The sequence below is a fragment of the Actinomadura sp. 6N118 genome (genome assembly GCF_044326415.1).
Taxonomy (GTDB): Bacteria; Actinomycetota; Actinomycetes; order Streptosporangiales; family Streptosporangiaceae; genus Spirillospora.
Genome location: NZ_JBIRAZ010000018.1, coordinates 206,804 through 231,828, shown reverse-complemented (window position 1 = coordinate 231,828; position 25,025 = coordinate 206,804). Strand labels below are relative to the sequence as shown.

Sequence of the window (25,025 nt, the reverse complement as noted above, 5' to 3'; positions counted from 1 at the left end):
AGTAGCCCTCCTTCTTGCGGTCCTCCATCGCGGCCTCACTGGCCCGGTCATCAGCGCGGGTCTGGCCGCGCTCGGTGATCCGGGTCGCCGCGATCTCCTCGATCACCTCATCCAGCGTGCCCGCGGCCGACTTCACCGCACCCGTGCAGGAGGCGTCGCCGACGGTGCGGTACCGCACCGTCGCCTCGAACGCCGGTTCGTCGTCGCCGCGGTTGGCATAAGAGATGTCGGCCAGCAGCATGCCGTCGCGTTCGAACACCATCCGGGTGTGCGCGAAGTAGATCGGCGGCAACTCCAAGGCTTCGCGGCGGATGTAGTCCCAGATGTCCAGCTCGGTCCAGTTCGACAACGGGAACACCCGCACATGCTCACCACGACGGATCCTGGTGTTGTACAGATTCCACAGCTCGGGCCGCTGGTTCTTGGGATCCCACTGACCGAACTCATCCCGGAACGACACCACCCGTTCCTTGGCGCGCGCCTTCTCCTCATCCCGGCGCGCACCACCGAACGCGGCGTCGAACTGGTGCTCCTCGATCGCATCCAGCAGGCTGGTGGTCTGCAACCGGTTCCGGGACGCGCGCCGCCCGGTCTCCTCCACCACCCGACCCTGGTCGATGGAGTCCTGCACCGACGCCACAACGAGACGGACCCCGAGCTCGGCGACGCGGCGGTCCCGGTACTCGATCACCTCGGGAAAGTTATGGCCGGTATCGACATGCATCACCGGAAACGGAATCGGCGCCGGCCAAAACGCCTTCTCCGCCAGCCGCAGCATCACAATGCTGTCCTTGCCACCCGAAAACAACAACACCGGCCGCTCAAACTCAGCAGCCACCTCCCGGATGATCTGAATCGACTCGGCCTCAAGCACGTCCAACTGGGACAACAGGTAATCGCAGCGCTGCATGGTCTGGGGCTCTCTCCACACGCTTTCTGGCAGGTGCTCCGGGGGAACGCTCTTCCCACCGGCTGGGTCGTGTACCCGGACGGGTCACTCCGGCAGGGCGTCGCTCACGTCCCGGATGCCGGTCAGCAGCGTCGATGCCGACACGGGATGGCAGACCAGGATATCCGGCATCCGGGGGTCCTTCTGGTTGTAGACGGCCTCGGACCCGTCGATCCGGCTCGCATGGGCCCCGGCGGCCAGCGCGACAGCGACCGGAGCGGCCGAATCCCACTCGTACTGGCCGCCCGCGTGGACGTACGCGTCGACCTCGCCGAGCAGCACCGCGGAGATCTTCGCACCCGCCGATCCGATCGGCACCAGTTCCACTTTCGCGTCCAGGACCTCGGCCAGCCGCTGCACGAACGCGGGCGGCCTGGTCCGGCTCACCGCGATCCGCAACCGTCCCTCGGCGGGCTCCGAGACTCGCAACGACTCGGCCTCTGTGACGTTGACCACACTGGCCCCCGCGGGGCCCGTGACAAGGGTCTTACCCTGCGCGGGAAGTGCGACCGCCCCCGCCGTCAGCCGGTCCTTCTCCCAGAGCGCCACATGCACCGCCCAGTCCTGGCGGCCCTCCTCCGAGAACTCCCGGGTCCCGTCGAGCGGGTCGATGATCCAGACCCGGTCCGCCTGGAGCCGTACCTCATCGGACGTGTTCGCCGTGGGAGTCGTCGCCCCCTTGCCGGCGACGGAGGCGCGGCCTTCCTCGGACAGGATCGCGTCCCCCGGACAGCGTTCGGCGAGCGCGGCCATGAGGTACTCGTGCGCCCGAAGGTCCCCGGTGTCCTTGAGGACGCGGGAGTCCGCGAACCCGATCTCCTCGCGTACGCCCAGCAGGATCCGGCCCGCGGTCGCAGCGAGTTCCGCCGCCAACGCGTGGTCGCCGGCCGCCGCGGACACGCCACCGCTCTCCGTCATCGCTCGACCCACATTCCCGACTCGGTTGGTCTGTTCGGTATACATTCTCACGCCGCCCCCTCCAGGTTCCCAACCGGGGCCACGGCGTTCACCTTCCACCTTGCCATGTCGGTTTCGCGGTGGAGGCGCGGCGCCGCGTCAGTAGGCGCCGGAGCCGCGGAAAACGGCGGACCAGGTCTTCCACATGATCTGGAGGTCCAGGGCGAGCGACCAGTTGTCGACGTAGCGCAGGTCGAGCCGGACGGACTCCTCCCAGGTCAGGTCAGAGCGGCCGTTCACCTGCCACAGGCCGGTCATGCCGGGTTTGACGACCAGGCGGCGGCGGACGTCGTCCCCGTATCTGGCGACTTCCTCGGGGAGCGGCGGGCGCGGGCCGACCAGGGACATGTCGCCGCGCACCACGTTGATGAGCTGGGGCAATTCGTCCAGCGAGTAGCGGCGGAGCCAGCGGCCGACCTTGGTGATGCGCGGATCCTGCTTCATCTTGAAGAGCACGCCGTCGTTCTCGTTGTGCTCGATCAGCTCGACCTTGCGGGCCTCGGCGTCCACGACCATCGTGCGGAACTTGAGCACGGTGAACTCGCTGCCGTCGCGGCCGACCCGCACTTGGCGGAACAACACCGGCCCGCTGCTGGTGACCTTGATCGCAATGGCGATCGCGAGTATCAGCGGGCTGAGGAACGCCAGGCCCGCCAGCGAGCCGACACGGTCGACCATGCTCTTGAGGAACTTGCGGCCACCGTCGAGCTCCGGGTGCTCGACGTGCAGCAGCGGCAACCCGGCGACAGGGCGGATGGAGATCCGCGGCCCGGCGGCGTCCATGAGCGCGGGGGCGACGACGAGCTCGACGTCGTCGCGCTCGATCTGCCATGCCAGCCGGCGCAGCGCGATGCCGTCCATCTCGGGGCAGGCGAGTACGGCGACCGAGTCGGCCCCGATCTGCTCGACGACCTTCGCCGTCTGGCCGAAGTCGCCCAGCACCGGAACGCCCTCGACGCTGCTCACGTCCAGGAAGCTCTCGTCGTCGTCCAGCTCCGCCCGCAGCGCGTCGTCGCTCTCGAACAGGACCGGGGGCAGGCAGACGCCGACGATGTCCATGCCGTGGTACCGCTTCTGGCGTAGCAGCCTGATCAGGTCAGCGAGCGCCGCCCGATGGCCGACGGCGACCACCCTGCGCATGCACTCGCCGTTCCAGCGACGGCGATGCAGCCATTTACGCAGGCGGTATCGCGCGAACACGTTGATGAAGGTGGCCAGCGGCAGCGCGACCACCACGTAGCCGCGCGCCACCTCGGTCTTGGTGGCGTACGCGGCGATCGCGACGGTCGCGGTGATGATGAATCCGGCCCGCAGGACCCGGTGGAACTCCTCCGAGCCCACCCCGATGAAGCGCGGCTCGTACGCCCGGTTGATCAGCAGGATGAGCACCCACAGGACCGGCAGGGCGAGGGTGAGCGCGATGTACGGCCCGCTCATGAGGCTCGGGGTGCCGGAGAAGCGCAACACGAAGGCGATCAGGCCCGCCAGCAGCATGCTGATAAAGTCCACGGCCCCGGCGCGACGCCGGTACGATCCCGTCCAGTTCTGGGTATGGGCGCGCCGCTGTTCGTCTCTGGGTGAGATGTCTACCCGGAGCTTGTCAACGACGGCCATGAACGCCTACCTAACCACCCTGAAACACGTGTCGCATGTGTGTACTCACACACGAAGGACGCCGGAAGGGCACTCTAGGTTCACATGTCCCACGAACCTCGTTCGTGCGCATCTTACGATCGACGGGGTCCAAATCGCAGGACAAAGCCGCACTTCAGAAGCACAACTCCGGCAATGTAGGACCAAATACCACGCTGCGCACCCGAATCGGCCAGACCAGTCGAGGGAGTCTGTCTTGGTCGAAAATGCCTCCGACCAGCGAAGGCCGCCGTCGGCGACCTTCGTTCAGGTGGCATGGAACGTGTTCTGGGCGACTGCGAGCCCATCGGTGACCAAGACCTCCACCGCGTCGGCCGCGCGTTCGACGTTGAGGTCGAGTTCCTTGCGTTCGGTCGCCGAGAAGTCCTTGAGCACGTAGGCGGCGGCGTCCATGCGGCCCGGCGGGCGCCCCACTCCGAACCGCACCCGCATGTAGTCCTTGCCGGACACCGACTTGGTGATCGAGCGCAGCCCGTTGTGGCCGTTGTCACCGCCGCCCTGCTTCAACCGGACGGCCCCGTACGGGATGTCCAGCTCGTCATGGATGACGATGACCCGTTCCAGCGGCACTTTGTAGAAGTCCTGCAGGCCCTTCACCGGACCGCCCGACTCGTTCATGTACGTGCGAGGCTTGGCCAGGACGGCGCGCGCGCCCGCCAGCCGCCCTTCGACGACCTCGGCCCGGCTCTTGTGGGCCTTGAACCTGCCGCCGATACGCGCAGCCAGCGTGTCGAGGACCATGAAGCCCGCGTTATGGCGGTTCCCGGCGTACGACGGCCCGGGATTGCCCAACCCCACGACCAGCCAGAGATCAGCGCTCACGAACTCTCTCCTCCACACCGGCCCCGCCCGGCCGGCTCCTCGTTCAGCCGAACGGCCCCCGGCGGTGCGAGCACCGGACCGGGGGCCGTGGAGACGGCAGACCAGCCAGGAACGGCCGGCGGGCGTCGTCGTTGATTCGGCGGGTTATTCGGCGGACTCGCCTTCGGCGGACTCGCCCACACCCTCGGCGCCCTCTTCAGCGGCGGTCTCGACCGGCTCGGTGGAGACGGTCGCGTCGACGATCTGGACGATCAACAGTTCCTCGTCGGCGGCCAGGGTGGCGCCGGCGGGCAGCTTGAGGTCCTTGGCGAGCACCTGGCTGTCGAGCTCCAGGCCCTCGATGTCGAGGTCGACGCCCTGCGGGATGTGGGTGGCCTCGGCCTCGATCGAGATCTCGACCTCGGCCTGCACCATGCGGCCGCCGGCGACGACGTTGCCGGTCACGTTCACCGGGATGGAGACGGTGACCTTCTCGCCGCTCTTGACCAGCAGCAGGTCGACATGCTCAAGGAAGCCCTTGATCGGGTCGCGCTGCACGTCCTTGGGCAGGGCCAGCTCGGCGCCGTCGCCCAGGCCCTCGATGCGCAGCAGCACGTTGGGGGTCTTGAGGGCGAGCATCAGGTCATGGCCGGGCAGCGAGATGTGCTCGGGGTCGGTGCCGTGACCGTAGAGGACGGCGGGCACCTTGCCGGCCCGGCGGGTGCGCCGCGCGGCACCCTTACCGAACTCGGTGCGCGGCTCGGCGGCAATGCGTACCTCGGACACGGCGAAAACTCCTTGTTGTTGCGATCCACGGCCGTCCGTCATGGACGTCCGCTACGGACATAAGCGAATCAGGCGGTGCTCGACGCGTCAGGCGCCTCGAAGATTCTTTGCGTTCCCCGGGGAGTGCGAGTCCGATCGGAGCCGTACTGAACGACCCGGGGCATACGCGGATTCATCAAGTCTAGCCGATCGTCGCAACAGCAAGCGCCATAGGGGCGGAGCCCGGACGTAGAACTGGGACCTGGACCCGGCTCCGAACGCGGAACGCCCCGCGGCCCATCCGGGCGCGGAGCGTTCCAAATGCCTTTTACCTGCTGATTACCGGACGGCGCCGCACGGGACGCCGGCATCGGCGGCTCAGCTGTGACCGCCGAAAAGGCTGGTCACGGAGCCGTCGCTGAAGACCTCGTGGATGGCCTGGGCCACCAGCGGGGCGATCGGAAGGACGGTCAGTTTGTCGAACCGCTTGTCCTCCGGGATCGGCAGGGTGTCGGTGAGGACGACCTCGGAGATCCGGGAGTTCTTGAGGCGGTCGACGGCGGGGCCGGAGAGCACGCCGTGCGTCGCGGCGACGACGACCTTGGTGGCGCCCTGGTCGAAGAGCGCGTCGGCGGCCTTCACGATCGTGCCGCCCGTGTCGATCATGTCGTCCACGATGACGCAGGTACGGCCCCGGACCTCACCGACGACGTCGAAGACCTTGACCTCGTTGGCCACGTCGGGGTCGCGCTTCTTGTGGATGATCGCCATGGGCACGCCGCCGAGGCGGTCGGACCAGCGTTCGGTGACCCGCACCCGGCCTGCGTCGGGCGCGACCATGGTGACCTGGGTCAGGTCGAGCCGCTTCTCGAAGTGGTCGGCCAGGATGTCCAGCGCGAACAGATGGTCCACCGGACCGTCGAAGAAGCCCTGGATCTGCGCGGTGTGCAGGTCGACCGTGATGAGCCGGTCGGCGCCCGCGGTCTTGAACAGGTCGGCCATGAGCCGGGCCGAGATGGGCTCGCGGCCTCGGTGCTTCTTGTCCTGCCGGGCATACCCGAAGAACGGCGCCACGACGGTGATCCGCTTGGCCGACGCGCGCTTGAGCGCGTCCACCATGATCAGCTGCTCCATGATCCATTGGTTGATGGGAGCGGTATGGCTCTGGATCACGAAGGCGTCGGAGCCACGGACCGACTCCAGGAACCGCACGAACGTCTCACCGTTCGCGAAGTCGTAGGCCGACGTGGGCGTGAGTTCGACGTCGAGATTGTCGGCTACTTCCTTGGACAGGTCCGGGTGCGCCCGGCCGGAGAAGAGCATCAGCTTCTTCTGGCCGCTCGCCTTGATCCCACTCACCTCTGACAACTCCCCCTCAACGGAACTGTGCACTTCGTGGGGGTTGACCCCAGTCCCCGCAGGCCGAAGAAAAGCTGTAGCCGACCTGCAGTGGTCTCTATGCCCCGGAGGGAGTCCTCCGAGCGTTTTTCCCGGAAGGATCACTCCCAGGTTTACCGGGGGCAGCCGCCCCCGGAGCTCGTCATCCGGCGTCGTCGACCTTGTCGTCGCCCTTGCCATCGGCCTTGTCGTCGGCCTGCTCATTCGCCTTGGCCTTGGCCTTGGCCGCCGCTTCGGCGAATCGGGTGCCGGCGCGCTTGCGCTCGACCCACTCTTCGATGTTGCGCTGCTTTCCGCGGGCGACCGCGATCGCCCCGGGCGGCACGTCGTTGGTGATGGTCGAGCCGGCCGCCGTGAAACCGCCGTCCTCGACCGTGACCGGGGCGACGAGCACGGAGTTGCTGCCCACGAAGGCGTGCTCGCCGATCTCGGTGTGGAACTTGTTGACGCCGTCGTAGTTAGCGAAGATCGTTCCGGCGCCGATGTTGGCCCCGGCTCCGATCGTGGCATCTCCCACATAGGTGAGGTGGGGGACCTTGCCGCCCTCGCCCACCTCGGCGTTCTTGGTCTCGACGTACGCGCCGACCTTGGCCTTGCGCGCCAGCCTGGTGCCGGGCCGCAGGTAGGCGAACGGGCCGACCGAGACCTCGGGCCCGATCTCGGCGCCGTCGCAGACCGCGTTGATCACGCGTGCCCCGGCGCCCACGCTGGTGTCGGTCAGCGTGCAGCCCGGCCCGACCTCCGCGCCCTCGTCCAGATGCGTCCGCCCGTGCAGCTGCGTGCCGGGGTGGACGACGGCGTCCGCGTCGGCGGTCACCGTCACATCGATCCAGGTGCTCTGCGGGTCGACGACCGTCACGCCCGCGCGCATGTGCGCCTCGAGGATCCGGTCGTTCAGCTGCCGGCGCGCCTGCGCCAGCTGGACCTTGTCGTTCACGCCCTGGGTCTCCACCCAGTCCGCGGCCCGGTAGGCGCCGGCCCGGTGGCCGTCGCCGCGCAGGATGGCCACAACGTCGGTGAGGTATTCCTCGCCCTTGGCGTTGTCGGTCGTCACCCGCTTGAGGGCGTCGCCCAGCAGGACACCGTCGAAGGCGTACATGCCGACGTTGATCTCGCGGATGGCCCGCTGCTCGTCATCGGCGTCCTTGTGCTCCACGATCGCCGTGACCGCGCCGTCCTCGCCCTCCCGGAGTATCCGGCCGTACCCGGTGGCGTCGGGCATCTCGGTGGTGAGGATCGTCACCGCGTTGCCCTCGTTCTCATGGGCCTGGACGAGGCGTCCGAGAGTCTCGCCGCGCAGCAGCGGGTGGTCGCCGTTCGTGACGACGACGGTCCCGCGGAGCTCGCCGACCTGCTCTAGGACCATCCGGACGGCATGGCCGGTGCCGCCCTGCCGTTCCTGCACGACCGCCTCGGCGGCCGGCATGTTCTCCTCCAGGTGGGCGACCACCTGCTCCCGCCGGTGCCCCACCACCACGATGGTGCGCTCGGGCTCGAGCTCCCCGGCGGCGGCCAGGACGTGGCCGAGCATGGTGCGGCCGCACAGCTCGTGCAGGACCTTGGAAGTGCGGGATTTCATCCGGGTGCCCTCGCCTGCGGCGAGGACGATGACGGCGGCCGGGCGGCTCGCCCAGCTCCCTGCACGGCCGACACTCACAGGGGAGTCTCCTCGGCGTCGCGGACTGGATCGGTCACGGGCGAGGCTCGGTGTCCGAAAATCCCGGTGTCCAGCCTGCTGTCTACCTGCTGCGATGAAGGGACGGCAGGCTGTAACTCGCCCGACACCCGAAGGATACCGCCCAGCCCCGCCTTGTCACCCACCAGGCAGCGTCCGGCGACCAGGATGGCTCCGGCGCAAGGACTCGAACCTTGTCTGAGGGCACCAAAAACCCTTGTGCTGCCAATTACACCACGCCGGATCGAAGACGACAGATCAGCCGCATGGTCGATCTGTCGGGCCTAACAATACCGAGCCGACGACGCAGCCTTCACCTCTATTGCCCGCAGCAAGCCTCGGTCTGCAGCCACGCGCCGGTCACGCGCCGGTCATGCACCCCGCCCAGCCTCCCCAAGGGGGCCTCGTGATCGTTTCGGGCGGTTGTTTAGGACAGCCTCAATCGAGCAGGTTCCACAAGAAAGAACACCTGGCCTCATGCGAAGTGAGTACAGCGAACGATTAACAAGGCTGGAGCGTTGATGCTGGAAGAAGCATCGCGCGGAGGCTTCGACGTGCCAATCAAGGGCGTCGTGCGGCAGATCACACAGGGCTGGCTCCCAGCGAGGTGACACGCGCCTGACTCGCAAGTGAGCTTTGAGCCTCCTGGGACCGAATCCCACTGATTTTACGTTCTGACCCTGTCAAACCTACGGAAGCGTAGGTTACGCTAGCGTAGGTAAGCCTCATCCGCAGGAAGAAGTGGTGACACATGACTACAGCCCCCGTCCTTGAACCCTCGACGAGTCGGCCCTCGCGCCCGGAGATCGAGCCCGAGCCGACCAGCGTTTCCGAGCGGGTCCTCGTCGGGGTCTTCACTGGTGTCCCGTTCATCGCCCTCATCGCCGCGATCCCGCTGGCCTGGGGACGGATCCTCGGATGGACCGACATCGCTCTCATGGCGGTGTTCTACTTCGTCTCCGCCGGCGGCATCACGGTCGGCTACCACCGCTACTTCACGCACGGCTCGTTCAAGGCCAACCGCGGCCTGAAGATCTTCATGGCGATCGCGGGCAGCCTGGCCATGGAGGGCCCGGTCATCACCTGGGTCGCCGACCACCGCCGCCACCACAAGCACTCCGACAAGGAGTTCGACCCGCACTCGCCGTGGCGTTTCGGCAACGATTGGAAGGCCCTGACCAAGGGCCTCGTCTGGGCCCACTACGGCTGGCTCTTCGACGGCAACCGCACCTCCAAGGAGCGGTTCGCCAAGGACCTCCTGAACGACAAGGACATCGTCCGCATCCACAAGTGGTTCCCCGGCCTGGTCGCGGTCTCGTTCTTCCTTCCCACCCTCCTCGGCGGCCTGCTCACCATGTCCTGGCAGGGCGCCCTGACCGCGCTGTTCTGGGCCGGCCTGGTCCGCATCACCCTCGTGCACCACGTCACGTGGTCGATCAACTCGATCTGCCACACGTTCGGCAAGGAGCACTTCGAGGTGCGTGACAAGTCCCGCAACGTCTGGTGGCTGGCGATCCCGTCGCTCGGCGAGTCCTGGCACAACCTGCACCACTCCGACCCGACCTGCGCGCGGCACGGCGTGCTGAAGGGCCAGGTCGACATCAGCGCCCGGGTCATCTGGACCTTCGAGAAGATGGGCTGGGCGCACGATGTCCGCTGGCCGAATTCCGAGCGTCTTGCGAGCAAGCGTACGAACGTGCCCGCGTGAGCGTCACAATTGATTCCATGACTGAACCGGCCCCGCCACGATCGCGCAGGAAGCGCATGACCGGCAAGGAACGACGCGAGCAGCTGCTGAACATCGGCCGCACGCTGTTCGCCGAGCGGGGGTTGGACGGCACCTCGGTGGAGGAGATCGCCGCCGCGGCAGGTGTCTCCAAGCCCGTGGTGTACGAGCACTTCGGCGGCAAGGAAGGGCTGTACGCCGTCGTCGTCGATCGCGAGTTCGAGCGGCTCCTCGGCCTGATCACCGAGGCGCTCGGCTCCGCGGTCCACTACCGCGGCAAGCTCGAAAAGGCGGCTCTGGCGCTCCTCGAGTACATCGAGGAGAACCCCGACGGCTTCCGCATCATCGTCCGCGACTCGCACGGCGGCACGGGCACGGGCAGCTTCGCGAGCCTCCTCTCCGAGATCGCCGGCGAGGTGGAGCACGTCATGGCGCACGAGCTCGACCGCCATGACTATGACGAGAAGTTCGCGCCCATGTACGCCCAGATGCTGGTCGGCATGGTCGCCCTCACCGGCCAGTGGTGGCTGGACGTGCGCAAGCCGAAGCGGGAAGAGGTCGCCGCCCACATGGTGAACCTCGCCTGGAACGGCCTGTCCGGGCTGGAGCCCCGCCCGTCCCTCGACCCCAGGCGCCGCCGCAAAGAGCTCGAACGCATGAAGTCACGCGCCGCCAAGGAGGCCGCCAAGGAGGAAAAGGCCGCCGCCAAGGAGGCCGCGAAGGAAGAGAAGGCCGCCGCCAAGGCCCAGCGGAAGGGACGCTCGTCCGACGACGACCTTCCCGAACAGATCGACGAGCCGATCTCCGAGCCTATCCACAGAGCGTGACGGCCCATCGGCAAACTGTCACCCCCTTCTCCTAGCCTCGGTCTCACCCCCCGAGAAGGAGGAAGCCGATGGACCCGTCAACGCCCTGCGCCTTAGCCCCTCCGAGCGCGGCCCCATGATCGCCCGCCGCGACCCCGAGGCCGGCCAGGACTCCCCGGCCGACGACTGCGCCCTGGACCTCCTCTGCGATCTCGACGAGTCGCTCTGGATCTACGAGGACGCCCGCCGCGCGGATCCCAACGCCTTCCGCAACGCGATCCGCCAGTCCGACCACGTCAACGAGCTGCGCCGCGTCCTCTACCGTCTCCACCACACCCTCGTCGAGTGGGAAGCCGAAACCCTCGCCACGTGAGCTGGTGGCCACGTGAGCCGGTGGGCGTCTGGAGTTCTTCCGGGCGGCCACCGGCCGGGGTCACCGGCTCGGGTCGCGAGACCGGGTATTGGGGAGCGTGGCCTTGATGGATGCCGCCCGCTGCGCGAGAGGGCACACCGCAGGGGAACGATTGGCTTCTCTCGTGCGGCGGGCGGCACCCCGTCCATGGGCCCCCCGCGTCTATGGCCCCCCGCTGGCGACGACGAAGATGCGGCGGAAGGGGAAGACGGTGCCGTACGGGGCCAGCGGATACGCCTCGCGGAGGCGCGCTCCGTATTCGGCGAGGAACTCGGCGGTCTCGGCCGGGTCGAGCCTCGTGAGGATGGGGCGGAGGGCGGTGCCCTTGACCCATTCGAGGACCGGGTCGTCGCCCTGGAGGAGCTGGGCGTAGGTGGTCTCCCAGGCGTCGACCGTGCAGCCGTGGCGGGACAGGAGGTCGAGGTAGCCAGACGGGTCCAGGACTGGATGCCGCCGGAGCGCGTCGCCCAGTTTGGCCCGCCAGCGCGGGGACGTGCAGATCTCGCGGAGGAGGGCGTGGCTGGGGGCGTCGAAGTTGCCGGGCACCTGGAAGGCCAGCCGACCGCCGGGGGCCAGCGCCTCGATCCAGCGCGGCAGCAGGTCCTTGTGCGTCGGGACCCACTGCAGGACGGCGTTGGAGATGATCAGATCGACCGGGCGTTCGGGTCGCCAGGTGGCGACGTCACCTACGGAAAAGGTGAGTTTGCCGGGGATGCCCTGAGCCGCGGCGATCATTTCGGGCGAGCTGTCGAGCGCCTCGATTTTTGCGTCGGGCCAGCGGCGGAGGAGGGAGGCGGTCAGCTCGCCGCTTCCGCAGCCGAGGTCGACGATGTGGCCGGGGGCCGCCAGGTCGACCCGGGCGAGCAACTCGGCGAACGGCCGTGCGCGTTCGTCACCGAAGACCCCGTACTGCGCGGGGTCCCAGATGGCACCTACTTGTCTCGACATCAAGAGACATCATGACCCGGCTCTATCTTGATGTCAAGAAAGTCTTCTCGATATCAAGACAGGTAGGCTGTCGCGCATGCAGGATGAGGTCGATCGGCTGGTCGAGGCATGGCACACGGAGCGGCCGGACCTCGATGTCCAGCCCCTGCACGTGCTCAGCCGGATCTCCAGGCTCGCCAGGCATCTTGACCGTGCCCGGCGCGCGGTGTTCGTCGCCCATGATCTGGAGCCGTGGGAGTTCGACGTGCTGACCGCGCTGCGCCGGGCCGGGACGCCCTACGAGCTCAGCCCCGGCCGGTTGCTGCGCGCGACCCTGGTGACGTCCGGCACCATGACCAACCGGATCGACCGGCTGGCCGCGGCCGGGCTGGTGGAACGGCACCCGGACCCCGGCGACAAGCGCGGCGTGCTGGTGCGGCTCACCGAGGCCGGCCAGACCCGGGTGGACGCGGCGTTCGCCGATCTCCTGCGGCGCGAGCACGACATCCTCGACGGCCTCAGTCCCGCCGAACGCGAGTCCCTCGCCGGGTTGTTGCGAACCCTGCTCGTCCCCTTCGACAGTCCCGACGGTCTCTGAGTCAGCCCAGGTCATCGGCCAGGAGGAGCCACTCCTCCTCGACCTGCGCCGCCTCGTTCTGGATGTCCTTGAGCTGCGCGTTGAGCTCCTGAAGCTTCTCGTAGTCGGTGGCATGCTCGGCCAAGCGCCCGTGCAGCTCCGCCTCCTGCTTGCCCAGCTTCTCCAGCCGGCGTTCGAGCTTGTCGAGCTCCTTGCGGGCCTTCCAGTCCTGGCCGCCGCCCTTGCCCTGCTTGGCCGCCGAGGCCGCTGCCTGAGCCGTCTGCGCCTTCGACTGCGACTGCGATGCCGCCTGGCCGGGTTTGACGGCGGTACCGCTACGACGGCGGTCCAGGTACTCGTCCACACCACCCGGGAGCATCGAGACGCGGCCGTCGCCCAGGAGTGCGGCGACGCGGTCCGTGACCCGCTCCAGGAAGTACCGGTCGTGGCTGACCACGATGAGAGTGCCCGGCCAGCCGTCGAGGAGGTCCTCAAGCTCGGTGAGCGTCTCGATGTCGAGGTCGTTGGTCGGCTCGTCCAGCAGGAAGACGTTCGGCTCCGCCATGAGGAGCCGGAGCACCTGCAGGCGCCGCCGTTCGCCGCCCGACAGATCACCGACGGGCGTCCACTGGCGATCGCTGCGGAAGCCGAGGCGTTCGAGCAGCTGGCTCGCGGTCCAGTCGCGCTTGCCGACGGTGATCCGGCCGCGGATCTCCTCCACCGACTCCAGGACGCGGCGGGACGGGTCGAGGTCTTCGAGGTTCTGCGACAGATGTGCCAGCTGGACGGTCTTCCCGCGGACGACCTTGCCGGCGGACGGGGTGACGTCGCCGTCGAGGAGGCGGAGGAGGGTGCTCTTGCCGCTGCCGTTCACGCCGACGAGCCCGATCCGGTCGCCGGGGCCGAGCTGCCAGGTGAGGTTCTCGAAGATGTGCCGGTCGCCGAGCTGGACGTCCACGTTCTCCAGGTCGAACACCGTCTTGCCGAGCCGCGCCGTGGCGAAGCGCGTCAGCTCGACCGGGTCGCGGAGGGGCGGCTCGTCGGCGATCAGCGCCTGCGCGGCGTCCACCCGGAACTTGGGCTTGGACGTGCGGGCCTGCGGGCCGCGTCGCAGCCAGGCCAGCTCCTTGCGGAGCAGGTTCTGCCGCTTGGCCTCGGTGGCGGCGGCGATGCGGGAACGCTCGGCCTTGGCCAGCACGTACGCGGAGTAGCCGCCCTCGTACCGCTCGACCCCGCCGTCGACGACCTCCCACGTGCGGTCCGTCACCTCGTCGAGGAACCACCGGTCGTGGGTGACGACGAGCAGGGCGACCCTGCGCTCCTTCAGGTGCCGCGCCAGCCAGTCGATGGCCTCGAGGTCGAGGTGGTTGGTGGGCTCGTCGAGGATCAGCAGATCGGACTCGGGGACGAGCAGCCGGGCCAGCGCGATCCGGCGCCGCTCGCCGCCGGACATCCCGGCCAGCGGCGCGTCCAGGTCGAGGTCGGTGAGGAGCCCGCCGAGGATGTCGCGGATCCGGGTCTCACCGGCCCACTCGTGCTCGGGCCGGTCACCGAGGACGATCGAACGCACGGTCGCCCCGTCGGGGAACTCGTCCCGCTGGGTCAGATAACCGAGCCGCAGCCCGCTGGTGTGGGTCACGCGGCCGCTGTCGGGCTCGGTCGAGCGGGCGAGGATGGACACCAGCGTGCTCTTGCCGCCGCCGTTCCGGCCGACGACGCCGATGCGGTCGCCGCCGTCCAGCCCGAGGGACACCGAATCGAGCAGCGGGGCAGGCCCGTAGGCCTTGCTGACATTCTCAACATTGATGAGGTTCACGACGCCATCAAGGCTAGGGCATGTCTCAAGCCATCTGCCCTAGTGCCCACCGGCCGCGCCGCGTACGAACGGCCCCACCACCGGGGTCAGCCCCACCATCGGGGTCAGCCCCGCCACCCGGGTCGTGATCACTCCCCCGGTGCCGGTGAGGCCGTTCTGCCAGCGTGGTCAGCCGCCGCCACCACCGCAGCCTCCGCCGCCTCCGCCCCCTCCGCTTCCGCCTCCGCCGCAGGACGAACTCCCGCCGCCGCAGGAGTGGTGACCGCCCGAGTCACCGCCACCCGCGCCGAAGTAACCGCCACCCGCGCCGGCTGAGCCTCCGCTTCGGTGCCGGCCGTTGGCGCCGGTGCCTCTGCCGCTGCGGTCTTTCATCAGGGCCAGGCCGATGACCACCAGCGCGACCAGCGCGCCCACCACGAACACAACGAAGCCAGTCAACAGCGGCCTCCCTCCGGCACGGCGGCCCGCCCGCCGCGTCAGTGCCCATAGGACGCACGTGCGGTCGAGGCGGTTCAGCACCGGAGGCCGGCGGATCTCAGTCGCTGGAGGAACTGCCCCCGCTCGAACCGCCGCCATCCGAGCTCGAAGAAGACGAGCCCCCGCTGTCGTAGCTTGACGAGCTCGACGAGCCGCCGCTGTCGTAGCTGGAGGCGCCGCCGTACGGGTCGCTGCTCCCCGGTGACGGGTACTGGCCGCCTTGGTGGTGCGAGGCGTCGTACGGGTTACCTGCGCCGTACGGGCTCGTCCCATATCCAGGCTGCCCATATTCAGGCTGCGGGTGCCCATATCCAGGCTGGCCATATCCCGGCTGCGGGTGCCCATACCCGGGCTGCGTCGAGGCGTAGCCGGACTGCGGATATCCCTGACCCAGCTGTGGCTGGCCATAGCCCTGCTGTAGGGGGCCATGGCCGGGCGGGCCGTAGGGCAGGCCCTGGCCGGAGTTGCGATTGGAGGACTTGACGACGGCGATCACCACGCCCACCCCAGCGATGATCACGACGAGTACGGCAAGTATGACCAGCACCGCGGCGTAAGCCATGGGGTCCACCTCACTGTCAGGGGGCTGTCGGGGATTCCTTCATAACCGGTGCGCGGCCGTCGCGACCGAGGCTCGGGGGTCAGATGACGGTGGCTCCGGGGGCGGGGCCGCTGGCTCGTACGACGGACTTGGCCACGCTCTCGCCGGTCAGGATGTCCGACAGCTCAGCCGCGTGCTCCACGTTCTCGGCAAGGAAGGCGCATGTGGGGCCGGATCCGGACACCAGAGAGCCGATCGCGCCGGCATCTCGGCCGGCGGTGAGGGTACGGCGCAGCGAGGGGCGCAGGACCAGCGCGGCGGCCTGGAGATCGTTGCTCAGGGCGGCGCCGAGGGCCTTGGCGTCGCCGGTGGCGAGAGCGGTCATCAACTCCTCGGACACCTCCGGCCAGGGCGCCTCCTCGCCCTGCGCGTCACGCAGGCGGTCGCACTCGGCGTAGACGGCCGGGGTGGACAGGCCACCGTCGGCGGTCGCGAAGACCCAGTGGAACGTGCCGCGGGCGAGCGCGGGGGTCAGCTGCTCTCCTCTGCCGATCCCGATCGCCGTCCCGCCGAGCAGCGCGAACGGCACGTCACTGCCGAGGTCGGCACCGAGCTCCATGAGGTCGTCGCGGCTCAGCAAGGGTTCGTCCGGCGAGTCCCACAGGCGCGCGCAGGCGAGCAGGGCGGCCGCGGCGTCGGCACTGCCGCCCGCCATGCCACCGGCGACCGGGATGGCCTTGCGGATGCGGATCGCCACCGCGGGCTCCACACCGAGCCGGTCGGCGACGAGCAGGGCCGCGCGGGCGGCCAGGTTGTCGCCGTCGGTCGGCACGCCGCCGACCGCCACCCGGGAGCCGGGCGCGGTCTCCACGGTCAGCGCGAGCTCGTCCGACGGGACGGCCGTCACCTCGTCGAAGAGCGAGACGGCGTGGAAGACGTTGACGAGGTCGTGGTACCCGTCGTCGCGAAGCGGCCCCACACTGAGCTGGAGGTTGACCTTCGCAGGTACGCGCACGGTCACAGCTGTCACGAGACCGAAGCGTACGGGACCGACGCCGAATGGCCGAAACAGGGCCGCCACCAGGGTCGTCCGGCGACCGCTCAGCCGCCGCTCGTGACCGGGAGGTTGCGGGGGTTGAAGTAGGGGGTGGTGGCGAACTCGCGCAGCGCCGAGACGGCGGCGCGGTCGCCGGTCACCTCGAACTTGCGGCGCCTGTCGCGCGGCTCCAGGGCCTGCTCGTTCGAGTTGAAGTAGACCACGGCCTTGATCTGCGGGTTCTGCAGGGTCTGCGCTGCCTTGCGGAGCCACTCCGCGCGGCGGGTGCCGTACGACTGCGGCACGCCGAACTCCGCGACCATGACGGGCTTGGGATGTTCCCTGGCCCACTCCATGAACATCTTCAGCGTCTCGGACATGTCCCGGTACTCGAAGTCGCCGCCGGGCTGGGCGTCCACGCAGATCCAGTCGACCTGGTCGTCGCCCGGGTAGAACGGCGGCGCGGCACGCGAGGTGAAGCCGCGGGCCGTGGGGCACCAGACCCAGGCGACGTTGTCGACCTTCTCTCGCTTGAAGATCGCGCGCAGATGTTTCCAAGCCGCGACGAAGTCCCCCGCTGAGTGGATCTTGGTGTTGCGCAGGCTCGCCTTGTCCATGTCACGCTGCCAGCGCAGAAAGATCGGCTTGCCGGTGGCCTTGATCGCCCGGGCCCGCTCGCGGATGAGCGCGTCGTGCTTGCCGGTCACGATCTCGCGGGTGTCCGCGCCCGACCAGGTGAGCAGCATGGTCCGGGCGCCGCCCTCGAGCAGGGCGGTGTCGACCTTGCGGGGGAACTCGGTCTTCCAGCCGATGTAGCTCTGCACGATGTCCACCCGGCGGCCGAGATCGCGCTCGAAGCCGGTCAGCGCGGTCATGCCGTCCTTGGCCTCAAGCTCGCCCGGCTCCGGGGAGCCCGAGGCGGAGCCGCTGGTGGAAGGCGAGGCCTTGGCGGACGGGCTCTTGGTCTGCGTGGCGTACGCGGGCCCGAGGAGCGGCGGGACCCAGGCACCGAAGTAGGCGCCCTGAGCCGGCGGCGTCGGGGCCACCCCGGCCCTCGCCGTCACCGTGATCTCCGGCGTCGCGGCGGTGTCGTTACTGCAACCTGCCCCGACTAGGGCGCCCACCACGGCCATCGTGCCCAGCGCCGCCACCGCGGGCATCATCGCCTTCGTCGCGGGCACCGTCACCTTGGTCGCCCGCGAGCGCGCCTTCACCATGCTCCTCCGCCTCATTCTGATCCTTAGCGCCCCCAGGACCATACTGGGCAAGGCAGGCGAATGCGGCCACGTCCAGAGTCTCGCCGCGGGTTCGGGGGTCGATCCCGGCGGCACGCAGCGCCCGTTCGGCCTCGGCCGCGGAGCCCGCCCAGCCCGCCAGCGCGGCACGCAGTGTCTTCCGGCGCTGGGCGAACGCGGCGTCGACCACGGCGAACACCTCTTCCCGGCTCGCCGCAGTGACCGGGGGCTCCCGGCGCGTGAACGCCACAAGGCCCGAATCCACGTTCGGCGCCGGCCAGAACACAGCGCGCCCGACCGGTCCGGCCCGCCGCGCGTCGCCGTACCACGCCAGCTTCACCGACGGCACGCCATAGATCTTGCTGCCGGGCGCCGCGACCATCCGGTCGGCGACCTCCGCCTGCACCATCACCAGAACGCGTCGCAGCGACGGCACCTCGGCCAACAGATGCAGAACGACCGGAACCGCAACGTTGTAGGGCAGATTGGCCACCAGCGCCGTCGGCTCCGGCCCCGGCAACACCACCGTCTCACCCCGGGCGGAGCCCCGCCCGCCCCGCTTGGGCCCTGCGGCCCCGGAAGCCCCGGCAGCCCGGGCAGCCCGGGCGGTCTCGGCAGCCTCGGCGGCCTGGGCGGCCTGGGCGGCCCCGGACGCGGTTGTGATCCGGAGGGCATCGGCCTGGACCGCTTCCAGGCGGGCGGCGAGTTCGGGGGCCCGCCGGGCGACGGTCTCGGGGAGTGCCTCGGCCAGCACCGGGTCGATCTCGACGGCGGTCACGCGGCGTACTTCCGGGAGGAGCGCCAGAGTGAGCGACCCCAGGCCGGGGCCCACCTCGATCACCACGTCTTCCGGCGTCAGGTCCGCGGCGCGGACGATCCGGCGGACGGTGTTGGCGTCGATGACGAAGTTCTGCCCGAGCGTCTTGGTCGGCCTGATGCCCAGTCGTCCGGCCAGCTCCCGCACGTCCGCTGGCCCGAGCAGCGCGCCGGTGTCCCTTGTGTCCCCCACCTGATCAGTCTCTCAGGTATGCGTGACCGATGAAGGGCCCCTCTAGCTGAAGAGGAACTTGCCACAGTGGGGCCACTGCCCCTGCCAGCGACCGTTCACCTTGTTGTAGAGCATCTGAGCCCGGTAGGTCTGCTCGGCCGGGGTCGCGTTGCTCGGCAGTCCCGTGCCGCCGACGGAACCCCAGGTCGCCAGCGAGAACTGGTAGAGCCCGTAGTAGCCGCCCGCGGAGTTGACCGCCTTGGGGTTGCCGCCAGACTCGCACTTGGCGAGGCCTGCCCAGTTGAGCCGCGCCGCGGATCCGGCGGAGGCCGACTGCGGGCCGACTGCCACGATCTCGGCCACCGGCTTGCGCTTGACCTTCTGGTCGATGATGGTCTTGACCTTCTTGCCGCGCCGCTTGATCCAGGCCGTCTGGACGACCTTGATGCCCGGCTTGCCCTTGCGCAGGACCTTCTGGCTCCACGGCGGCAGCTTGGAGCTCTTCTTCTTGACCGTGGGCGGCGGCGTCTTCACGGTCTTGGTGACCGGCGCCGACAACAACCGCAGCACCTTGATCATCTTGGTGGTGGTGGCGGGCGCCGTCAGCGGAGGCTTGACCAGGTTGTGCTTCCCGAGCTGCACCTGGGCCTGGGTGAGCACCTCCTGGACCGTGGCACCCGTCGTCATCGTCTCAGTGCGCTTCCCGTCGACGACGAGGACGACCTTGCGCGGTGTCGGGGCACTGACCTTGGGCGCATCGGCGACGGGCGCCGTCGGCTGGGCCTTCGCGCCACCGCCGCCACCGCATCCGGCAGCGAGCAGCGCCGCGGCGACCAGCAGGGAAATCGCGGGGGGTGTGGAACGCACCTTTGTCCTCCAGGACCGCCAGCAGGGCCCGGGGGGTGCCCTTGCTCACCGGCCAGACCTTAATGGCTTCCCAAGCGGCACACCAGCCACTTGGGAAGCTCAGTCCGGCACTTCGCGCCGAACGGGAGCGTTTCGGTCGCGTGTGAGCGGTGAAGGCGAGCCGGTACGACTGCGATGACTTTAGGGCTTGCCCTGGGTCTACATCGGTGGAACATCGCGACCTTGGAGGACATGTGGATCTGCCAATTGGGAGCATTTTGCTGGCGAGCACTGAGCCTGGCCGCCTGCGCGCCTGGTATGAGCAAGCCTTCGACATGAAGGCGGATGGGGACGGCTTCCTGAACTTCGGTGGGGTGGGCGTGCTCATCGACGGGCGGGACGACGTGGCCGGACGGGCGGCAGAGCCGGCGCGGGTGATCCTCAACCTGCATGTGAAGGACGCTCAGGCGCTGGCCGAGCGGCTCGACGGGCTGGGCGTGACCTGGATCGCCGAGCTGGAGTACCGGGAGACGGGAGGCGCGTGGTTCGCGACGCTGGCCGACCCGGACGGCAACATCCTGCAGCTCATCGAGCTAGGCCCGGACTACTGGCGGCTCAAGCGCGAGCGGCTGGGCCACGGGCACACCGGGCTGCTCGGCGCCGCCGCCGTGGCGACACGCCTGCCCGCGCAGGATCTGGAACGTGCGCGGCGTTTCTACGCCGAGAAGCTGGGGCTGGAGGTCGCGGAGGAACGTCCTGGCGGCCTGCTCTACAACCTGCGGCAGGGTAGCTTCGTGCTCTTTCAGAGCACCGGGCAGTCGGCCGGAGAGTTCACACAGATGGCCTTCACTGTCGACGACCTCGACGCCGTCGTCGCCCAGCTGCGGGAACGTGGCGTGGAGTTCGAGGAGGTCGACATTCCCGGATTCAAGACCGTCGACGGGATCGTGGAGGTCGAGGGCAACTACCCGTCCAAGGGCACTCGTGAGCGTGGCTGCTGGTTCCGTGACAGTGAGGGAAATCTCATCGGGGTCGGCCAGTCGATCTAGCGACGAGGGCCGCGGATGACATCCGCGGCCCTCGCCATGAACGGTCAGACGCCGCGCACCGCCGCGATGGTGAACGGCACTTCGGGGACCCCCGGGCCCAGCGGGCCGCCCTTGTCGAACTGCGAGCGGACCACGTACAGAACGCCATGCCGGCGGACGAGCGTGGTCGGGAACTGCAGTGCCTTGTCGGCCACCCGGCGTTCGAGGCGGGCCGCGGAGCCGTCGGCGTTCAGCCGCCACCGGCTGACCGCGTTAGCGGTGTTCTGGACCACCCACAGCCGGCCGTGCTGGATCTCCATTCCGTCGGCGTGGAACATGTCGCCGCCGCTGAGGCTCACCTTGCGGATGGCTCCCGAGACCGTGTCGAGACGGTAGAGGTCGCCGCCCGTCATGTCGACGGTGAGCAGGTACCGGCCACGCTGGTCGCCGACGATCCCGTTCAGGGTGAACGCGTCGGGCGCGTGCGGCTCCAGGGCCCCGTTCAGGTCGAAGTGCGGGGTCAACGTGGCCCGTCCGCCCCGGGCGACCTGCCGCGGGGTGACCCTGTAGACCACGGCGCGGATGCTGTCGGTCAGATAGGCGCTCCCGTCGGGGCTGATGGCGACGTCGTTGACGAACCTCGCCCCCGTGCCGGGAACGTCGAAACGGGCCAGCAGGCGGCGGCTCCGGGTGTCGTACACCGTGACGCCGGCCGTCGAGTCGGTCACCCACAGCCGCCCGGCCCGGTCGACCTTCAGACCGTTGGCGGTGTGCCGCCCGTCCGCCCCGGCGGGCAGGAAGACCTCCGCGACCCGGCGGCCCGGCGCCGTCCGGTAGATCGTGCCGTCGGCGTACGAACCGGCGTACAGGGACCCGCTGCGCGGGTCGGTGGCGATGCCCTCCGGATAGACCTTCGTGCCGGGCAACTCGTACGCGGTGGAGATCCGGACCCGGGACGCCGCCTGCGCGGCGGGTGCCGCCGGCAGGGACGCCGCTATGAGAGCGGTGACCGCGAGTGCGATGAATCGGCGCATGGGAGTCTCATCTCCATCGATCGATAGCTACTTCCCTTAGAACGCATACGAACGATAATTAGAACTCTAACTCTCGTCAAGAGCCTAACCAACGAGCCGGTTATCATGCGGAGATGACGTCGATGCCGGTCCCCGAGCGCCTGGGCGCCTACCTGAAGCGCGCCGAGCAGGCGCTCAACGCGACCAAGAACTCGGTGTTGAAGCCGGCCGGCCTGACGGTTCCGCAGTACGCGGCGCTGCTCTCGCTGTCGGAGAACCCCGGCATCTCGGCCGCCGGCCTGGCCCGGCTGTGCGCGGTCACGCCGCCGACCATGAACACCGTGCTCAAGAACCTCCAGGAACGCGGCCTGGTCGAACGCACGCCGCACGAGTGGCACCGCAACGTCCTGGAGACCCGGCTCACCGCCAAGGGCGAGAAGACCCTGGCCGACGCCGACGCCCGCGCGGTCAAGGTCGAGCGCGGGCTCTCCGCCGAGTTCACCGAGGCCGAACGCGAGACGCTGATCGCCCTCCTGGGCCGCTGCGTCGACTTCCTGGAGTCCGCCCGCCACCCCGACCAGGAGTAGGCAAGAGACCCGAGGTGGGTAAGGGACGCAGGGTAGGTAAAAGACCAGGAGCAGGCAAGGTCACCGGCGCCGAGGCCGCCCTGATGCAGCCGGGTTACCAGGGGCCGAAGACGCGTTCTCCGGTGGTGGCGATCGCGGTGCAGAGGTCGGCGACCTCGACGCCCTTGACTTCGGCCATGAAGCGCACGGTGTGCGGGATCAGGTACGAGGCGTTGGGCTTGCCGCGGTGCGGGATCGGAGTGAGGAACGGGGCGTCGGTCTCGACGAGGACGAGGTCCAGCGGCGCGACGCGGAGGGCGTCGCGCAGCGGCTCGGCGTTCTTGAACGTGACGTTGCCCGCGAAGCTCATCACGTAGCCGAGCTCGGCGCAGACCTTGGCCATCTCGCCATCACCGGAGAAGCAGTGGAAGACCACCGTCTCCGGGGCGCCCTCCTCGCGGAGGATCCGCAGCACGTCGTCGTGGGCCTCGCGGTCGTGGATGACCAGGGCCTTGCCGGTGCGCTTGGCGATCTCGATATGGGCGCGGAACGAGCGATGCTGATCGTCCTTGGGCGCCCAGTCGCGGTAGTAGTCCAGACCGGTCTCGCCGATCGCCCGGACCTCCGGCTGCTCGGCGAGCCGGGCGATGTCCTCGATCACGGCGTCGTCGATGTCCGTGGCCTCGTTGGGATGGATGGCCACGGCGGCGTGGACCGCGTCGTGCTCGGTGGCGGTCTCGGCGGCCCAGCGGGACGAGGGCAGGTCACAGCCGATCGTGACGATCCGCGTGATGCCCGCCGCCCGCGCGGCGGCCACCTGCTCGACCACGGGCGTCTCGACGATGTCGAGATGGCAGTGGCTGTCGAGGACGTCGACCGGGAGGCGGTCCGGCAGCGGCGGCAGCGCCCTGGCGGCCAGCCCGCCCCCCTCCTCCGTCATTCGCCCTCCAGCCGGGCCAGTTCCTCGTCGACGATGGACTCGTCGAGCTTCTTGAACAGCGGGGTCGGCTTGACCAGCGGCACGCCCGGCTGGATCGGCTGCGACTCCCAGCGCGCCTTGGTGTCGTAGTCGCCGGTCAGGATCGGGTAGTCGGGGCCGCCGGGCTCCGAGACCACCTCCAGGCGCGGCTTGCCGCTCCACTCGCCCTCGCCGCCGAGCATCTCGAAGACCTTCTGCGACGACTCCGGCAGGAACGGGGTGAGCAGCGACTTGGCGTCGTCCACGACCTGCAGGGCGACGTGCAGCACGGTGCCCTTGCGCGCCGGGTCGTCCTTGATCTTCCAGGGCTCCTGGGCGGACAGGTAGCCGTTGGCCTCGCGGACGACGTCGAACGCCTCGGTGACCGCGTTCTTGAACCGCGACCGGCCCAGCTCCGCCCCCACCGCGGCGAACCCCGCCTTCGACCGTTCGAGCAGCGCGCGGTCGGCGTCGGTCAGGTCGACCGCCGCGGGGATCGCCCCGAACTCCTTGGCCGCCATGTTGATCGACCGGTTGACGAGGTTGCCCCACTGGGCGACCAGCTCGTTGTTGTTGCGCTCGCGGAAGTGCTGCCAGGTGAAGTCGGTGTCCTGGTTTTCGGGGCCGGCGACCGCGATGTAGTAGCGCAGCGCGTCGACGTCGTACCGCTCCAGGAAGTCCTTCACGTAGATGACGACCTGGCGGGACGAGGAGAACTTGCGGCCCTCCATGGTCAGGAACTCCGACGACACGACCTCGTCGGGCACCGTGAGCCTGCCGAGCGAGCCGGGCGTGCCGCCCTTGTCGCCCTCGCCGCTGTAGCCGAGCAACATCGCCGGCCAGATCTCGGCGTGGAAGACGATGTTGTCTTTGCCCATGAAGTAGTACGAGAGGGCCTCGGGATCCTGCCACCACGCGCGCCACGCCTCGGGGTCGCCGGACCGGCGGGCCCACTCGACTGAGGCGGAGAAGTAGCCGATCACCGCGTCGAACCACACGTACAACTTCTTGGCCGGGTTGTCGCGCCAGCCGTCGAGCGGGATCGGGACGCCCCAGTCGAGGTCGCGGCTGATCGCGCGGGGCTGCATGTCGTCCAGGAGATTGAGCGCGAACTTGAGCACGTTGGGCCGCCAGTCGCCCTGCTTGGAACGCAGGTAACGGCCCAGCACCTCGGTGAACGCGGGCAGGTCGAGCATGAAGTGCTCGGTCTCGACGAACTTCGGCGTCTCGCCGTTGATCCGGCTGACCGGATTGATCAGGTCGATCGGATCGAGCTGGTTGCCGCAGTTGTCGCACTGGTCGCCGCGCGCGCCGTCGTAGCCGCAGATCGGGCAGGTGCCCTCGATGTAGCGGTCCGGCAGCGTCCGGCCGGTGGACGGCGAGATCGCGCCCATCGTGGTCTTGGCGAAGACGTAGCCGTTGTCGTAGAGGCCCTTGAAGAGCTCCTGCACGATCGCGTAGTGGTTGAGCGTCGTGGTGCGGGTGAACAGGTCGTAGGTCATGCCCAGCCCGAGGAGGTCCTCGGCGATCACACGGTTGTAGCGGTCGGCCAGCTCGCGGGCGGTCACGCCCTCGTAGTCGGCCTTGACCTGGATCGGCGTGCCGTGCTCGTCGGTGCCGCTGACCATCAGGACCTTGTTGCCCGCCATCCGCTGGTAGCGGCTGAACATGTCGGCGGGCAGCGCGAATCCGGAGACGTGCCCGATGTGGCGGGGCCCGTTGGCGTACGGCCAGGCGGGCGCGGTCAGGATGTGTCGGCTCGACGAGGACATGCGCCCAAGGGTAGTCGTGCGCACGTCCAGGCCCGAACCGATATGGAGCCCGGCCATTGCCGGGCCCGGCCGCGACTGCACGCGCGGGGCTCCTTGTCGCGTA

24 protein-coding genes and 1 tRNA gene are annotated in these 25,025 nt (G+C 69.1%); 6 read left to right on the top strand and 19 right to left on the bottom strand.

What is annotated here, in order from left to right; all coding sequences use genetic code 11:
• From cysD to ACH34W_RS38440, 8 genes are all read right to left on the bottom strand, one after another.
• Positions 1-910 (bottom strand): sulfate adenylyltransferase subunit CysD (gene cysD / locus ACH34W_RS38475; RefSeq protein WP_395966103.1); only part of this gene is annotated, 910 nt, incomplete at its 3' end.
• An 84-nt stretch (positions 911-994) separates the two neighbouring features.
• Entirely contained in the window at positions 995-1,867 is an 873-nt protein-coding gene (locus ACH34W_RS38470) for a 3'(2'),5'-bisphosphate nucleotidase CysQ (protein ID WP_395966102.1), read from the bottom strand.
• Positions 1,868-2,005: 138 nt separating this feature from the next.
• Positions 2,006-3,520, bottom strand: coding sequence for a sugar transferase (locus ACH34W_RS38465; RefSeq protein WP_395966101.1), 1,515 nt, complete (start codon positions 3,518-3,520; stop codon positions 2,006-2,008).
• Between the two features lie 285 nt (positions 3,521-3,805).
• Entirely contained in the window at positions 3,806-4,381 is a 576-nt protein-coding gene (gene pth / locus ACH34W_RS38460; RefSeq protein WP_395966100.1) for an aminoacyl-tRNA hydrolase, read from the bottom strand.
• 144 nt (positions 4,382-4,525) lie between these two features.
• Entirely contained in the window at positions 4,526-5,146 is a 621-nt protein-coding gene (locus tag ACH34W_RS38455; protein WP_395966099.1) for a 50S ribosomal protein L25/general stress protein Ctc, read from the bottom strand.
• A gap of 357 nt (positions 5,147-5,503) precedes the next feature.
• Positions 5,504-6,484 carry a ribose-phosphate diphosphokinase gene (locus ACH34W_RS38450; RefSeq protein WP_395966098.1) on the bottom strand — a complete coding sequence of 327 codons (981 nt, stop codon included), beginning with the start codon at positions 6,482-6,484 and terminating at the stop codon, positions 5,504-5,506.
• A 181-nt stretch (positions 6,485-6,665) separates the two neighbouring features.
• On the bottom strand, positions 6,666-8,180 hold the full coding sequence (gene glmU / locus ACH34W_RS38445; protein ID WP_395966097.1) for a bifunctional UDP-N-acetylglucosamine diphosphorylase/glucosamine-1-phosphate N-acetyltransferase GlmU: 1,515 nt from the start codon (positions 8,178-8,180) through the stop codon (positions 6,666-6,668).
• Positions 8,181-8,367: 187 nt separating this feature from the next.
• A tRNA-Gln gene (locus tag ACH34W_RS38440) sits at positions 8,368-8,442 on the bottom strand.
• Positions 8,443-8,949: 507 nt separating this feature from the next.
• On the opposite strand from ACH34W_RS38440, the gene ACH34W_RS38435 reads away from it, so the two are divergent.
• The 3 genes from ACH34W_RS38435 to ACH34W_RS38425 all read left to right on the top strand — a co-directional run bounded on the left by ACH34W_RS38435 (position 8,950) and on the right by ACH34W_RS38425 (position 11,103).
• Positions 8,950-9,906 carry an acyl-CoA desaturase gene (locus tag ACH34W_RS38435; protein WP_395966096.1) on the top strand — a complete coding sequence of 319 codons (957 nt, stop codon included), beginning with the start codon at positions 8,950-8,952 and terminating at the stop codon, positions 9,904-9,906.
• A 17-nt stretch (positions 9,907-9,923) separates the two neighbouring features.
• On the top strand, positions 9,924-10,751 hold the full coding sequence (locus ACH34W_RS38430; protein ID WP_395966095.1) for a TetR/AcrR family transcriptional regulator: 828 nt from the start codon (positions 9,924-9,926) through the stop codon (positions 10,749-10,751).
• Between the two features lie 115 nt (positions 10,752-10,866).
• Entirely contained in the window at positions 10,867-11,103 is a 237-nt protein-coding gene (locus tag ACH34W_RS38425; protein WP_395966094.1) for a hypothetical protein, read from the top strand.
• Between the two features lie 201 nt (positions 11,104-11,304).
• On the opposite strand, the gene ACH34W_RS38420 is transcribed toward ACH34W_RS38425, so the two are convergent.
• Positions 11,305-12,090: a trans-aconitate 2-methyltransferase gene (locus ACH34W_RS38420; RefSeq protein ID WP_395966093.1), complete on the bottom strand. Its 786-nt coding sequence runs from the start codon at positions 12,088-12,090 to the stop codon at positions 11,305-11,307.
• Positions 12,091-12,166: 76 nt separating this feature from the next.
• On the opposite strand from ACH34W_RS38420, the gene ACH34W_RS38415 reads away from it, so the two are divergent.
• The gene (locus ACH34W_RS38415; protein ID WP_395966092.1) at positions 12,167-12,667 is read left to right on the top strand and encodes a MarR family winged helix-turn-helix transcriptional regulator; all 501 of its coding nucleotides are present in this window, start codon (positions 12,167-12,169) and stop codon (positions 12,665-12,667) included.
• A gap of 1 nt (position 12,668) precedes the next feature.
• On the opposite strand, the gene ACH34W_RS38410 is transcribed toward ACH34W_RS38415, so the two are convergent.
• The 7 genes from ACH34W_RS38410 to ACH34W_RS38380 form a co-directional block, all read right to left on the bottom strand.
• The gene (locus ACH34W_RS38410; RefSeq protein ID WP_395966091.1) at positions 12,669-14,462 is read right to left on the bottom strand and encodes an ABC-F family ATP-binding cassette domain-containing protein; all 1,794 of its coding nucleotides are present in this window, start codon (positions 14,460-14,462) and stop codon (positions 12,669-12,671) included.
• Between the two features lie 168 nt (positions 14,463-14,630).
• A complete protein-coding gene (locus ACH34W_RS38405; RefSeq protein ID WP_395966090.1) occupies positions 14,631-14,900 on the bottom strand; it encodes a hypothetical protein in 270 nt (89 codons plus the stop codon).
• A gap of 97 nt (positions 14,901-14,997) precedes the next feature.
• Positions 14,998-15,501, bottom strand: coding sequence for a hypothetical protein (locus ACH34W_RS38400; RefSeq protein ID WP_395966089.1), 504 nt, complete (start codon positions 15,499-15,501; stop codon positions 14,998-15,000).
• A 79-nt stretch (positions 15,502-15,580) separates the two neighbouring features.
• Complete coding sequence (locus tag ACH34W_RS38395; RefSeq protein WP_395966111.1) at positions 15,581-16,501, bottom strand: 4-(cytidine 5'-diphospho)-2-C-methyl-D-erythritol kinase; 921 nt, start codon at positions 16,499-16,501, stop codon at positions 15,581-15,583.
• An 80-nt stretch (positions 16,502-16,581) separates the two neighbouring features.
• Entirely contained in the window at positions 16,582-17,649 is a 1,068-nt protein-coding gene (locus ACH34W_RS38390) for a glycoside hydrolase family 26 protein (RefSeq protein ID WP_395966110.1), read from the bottom strand.
• Complete coding sequence (locus ACH34W_RS38385; protein ID WP_395966088.1) at positions 17,609-18,760, bottom strand: ribosomal RNA small subunit methyltransferase A; 1,152 nt, start codon at positions 18,758-18,760, stop codon at positions 17,609-17,611. The genes ACH34W_RS38390 and ACH34W_RS38385 overlap by 41 nt, the downstream gene beginning before the upstream one ends.
• A gap of 42 nt (positions 18,761-18,802) precedes the next feature.
• Entirely contained in the window at positions 18,803-19,606 is an 804-nt protein-coding gene (locus ACH34W_RS38380) for a transglycosylase family protein (RefSeq protein ID WP_395966087.1), read from the bottom strand.
• 233 nt (positions 19,607-19,839) lie between these two features.
• On the opposite strand from ACH34W_RS38380, the gene ACH34W_RS38375 reads away from it, so the two are divergent.
• Positions 19,840-20,634: a VOC family protein gene (locus ACH34W_RS38375; RefSeq protein WP_395966086.1), complete on the top strand. Its 795-nt coding sequence runs from the start codon at positions 19,840-19,842 to the stop codon at positions 20,632-20,634.
• A gap of 44 nt (positions 20,635-20,678) precedes the next feature.
• Here ACH34W_RS38375 and ACH34W_RS38370 read toward each other — a convergent pair whose 3' ends face one another.
• Positions 20,679-21,647 carry an SMP-30/gluconolactonase/LRE family protein gene (locus tag ACH34W_RS38370; RefSeq protein ID WP_395966085.1) on the bottom strand — a complete coding sequence of 323 codons (969 nt, stop codon included), beginning with the start codon at positions 21,645-21,647 and terminating at the stop codon, positions 20,679-20,681.
• A 113-nt stretch (positions 21,648-21,760) separates the two neighbouring features.
• On the opposite strand from ACH34W_RS38370, the gene ACH34W_RS38365 reads away from it, so the two are divergent.
• Positions 21,761-22,213 (top strand): MarR family winged helix-turn-helix transcriptional regulator, encoded by a 453-nt coding sequence (locus ACH34W_RS38365; RefSeq protein WP_395966084.1) that lies wholly within the window; start codon positions 21,761-21,763, stop codon positions 22,211-22,213.
• A 94-nt stretch (positions 22,214-22,307) separates the two neighbouring features.
• On the opposite strand, the gene ACH34W_RS38360 is transcribed toward ACH34W_RS38365, so the two are convergent.
• Positions 22,308-23,132, bottom strand: a complete 825-nt coding sequence (locus tag ACH34W_RS38360; protein WP_395966083.1) for a TatD family hydrolase — start codon at positions 23,130-23,132, stop codon at positions 22,308-22,310.
• Entirely contained in the window at positions 23,129-24,922 is a 1,794-nt protein-coding gene (metG, locus tag ACH34W_RS38355; RefSeq protein WP_395966082.1) for a methionine--tRNA ligase, read from the bottom strand. The genes ACH34W_RS38360 and metG overlap by 4 nt, the downstream gene beginning before the upstream one ends.
• Positions 24,923-25,025: the final 103 nt, after the last annotated feature.

Bases quoted from the DNA above. Each gene is read 5' to 3' on its own strand.
- ACH34W_RS38420 (WP_395966093.1), bottom strand. From the start codon at position 12,090: ATGTCGAGACAAGTAGGTGCCATCTGGGACCCCGCGCAGTACGGGGTC.
- ACH34W_RS38435 (WP_395966096.1), top strand. From the start codon at position 8,950: ATGACTACAGCCCCCGTCCTTGAACCCTCGACGAGTCGGCCCTCGCGC.
- ACH34W_RS38365 (WP_395966084.1), top strand. From the start codon at position 21,761: ATGACGTCGATGCCGGTCCCCGAGCGCCTGGGCGCCTACCTGAAGCGC.
- ACH34W_RS38360 (WP_395966083.1), bottom strand. From the start codon at position 23,132: ATGACGGAGGAGGGGGGCGGGCTGGCCGCCAGGGCGCTGCCGCCGCTG.
- ACH34W_RS38425 (WP_395966094.1), top strand. From the start codon at position 10,867: ATGATCGCCCGCCGCGACCCCGAGGCCGGCCAGGACTCCCCGGCCGAC.
- ACH34W_RS38390 (WP_395966110.1), bottom strand. From the start codon at position 17,649: ATGGCCGTGGTGGGCGCCCTAGTCGGGGCAGGTTGCAGTAACGACACC.
- ACH34W_RS38400 (WP_395966089.1), bottom strand. From the start codon at position 15,501: ATGGCTTACGCCGCGGTGCTGGTCATACTTGCCGTACTCGTCGTGATC.
- ACH34W_RS38415 (WP_395966092.1), top strand. From the start codon at position 12,167: ATGCAGGATGAGGTCGATCGGCTGGTCGAGGCATGGCACACGGAGCGG.
- ACH34W_RS38430 (WP_395966095.1), top strand. From the start codon at position 9,924: ATGACTGAACCGGCCCCGCCACGATCGCGCAGGAAGCGCATGACCGGC.
- metG (WP_395966082.1), bottom strand. From the start codon at position 24,922: ATGTCCTCGTCGAGCCGACACATCCTGACCGCGCCCGCCTGGCCGTAC.
- ACH34W_RS38370 (WP_395966085.1), bottom strand. From the start codon at position 21,647: ATGCGCCGATTCATCGCACTCGCGGTCACCGCTCTCATAGCGGCGTCC.
- ACH34W_RS38465 (WP_395966101.1), bottom strand. From the start codon at position 3,520: ATGGCCGTCGTTGACAAGCTCCGGGTAGACATCTCACCCAGAGACGAA.
- ACH34W_RS38470 (WP_395966102.1), bottom strand. From the start codon at position 1,867: ATGACGGAGAGCGGTGGCGTGTCCGCGGCGGCCGGCGACCACGCGTTG.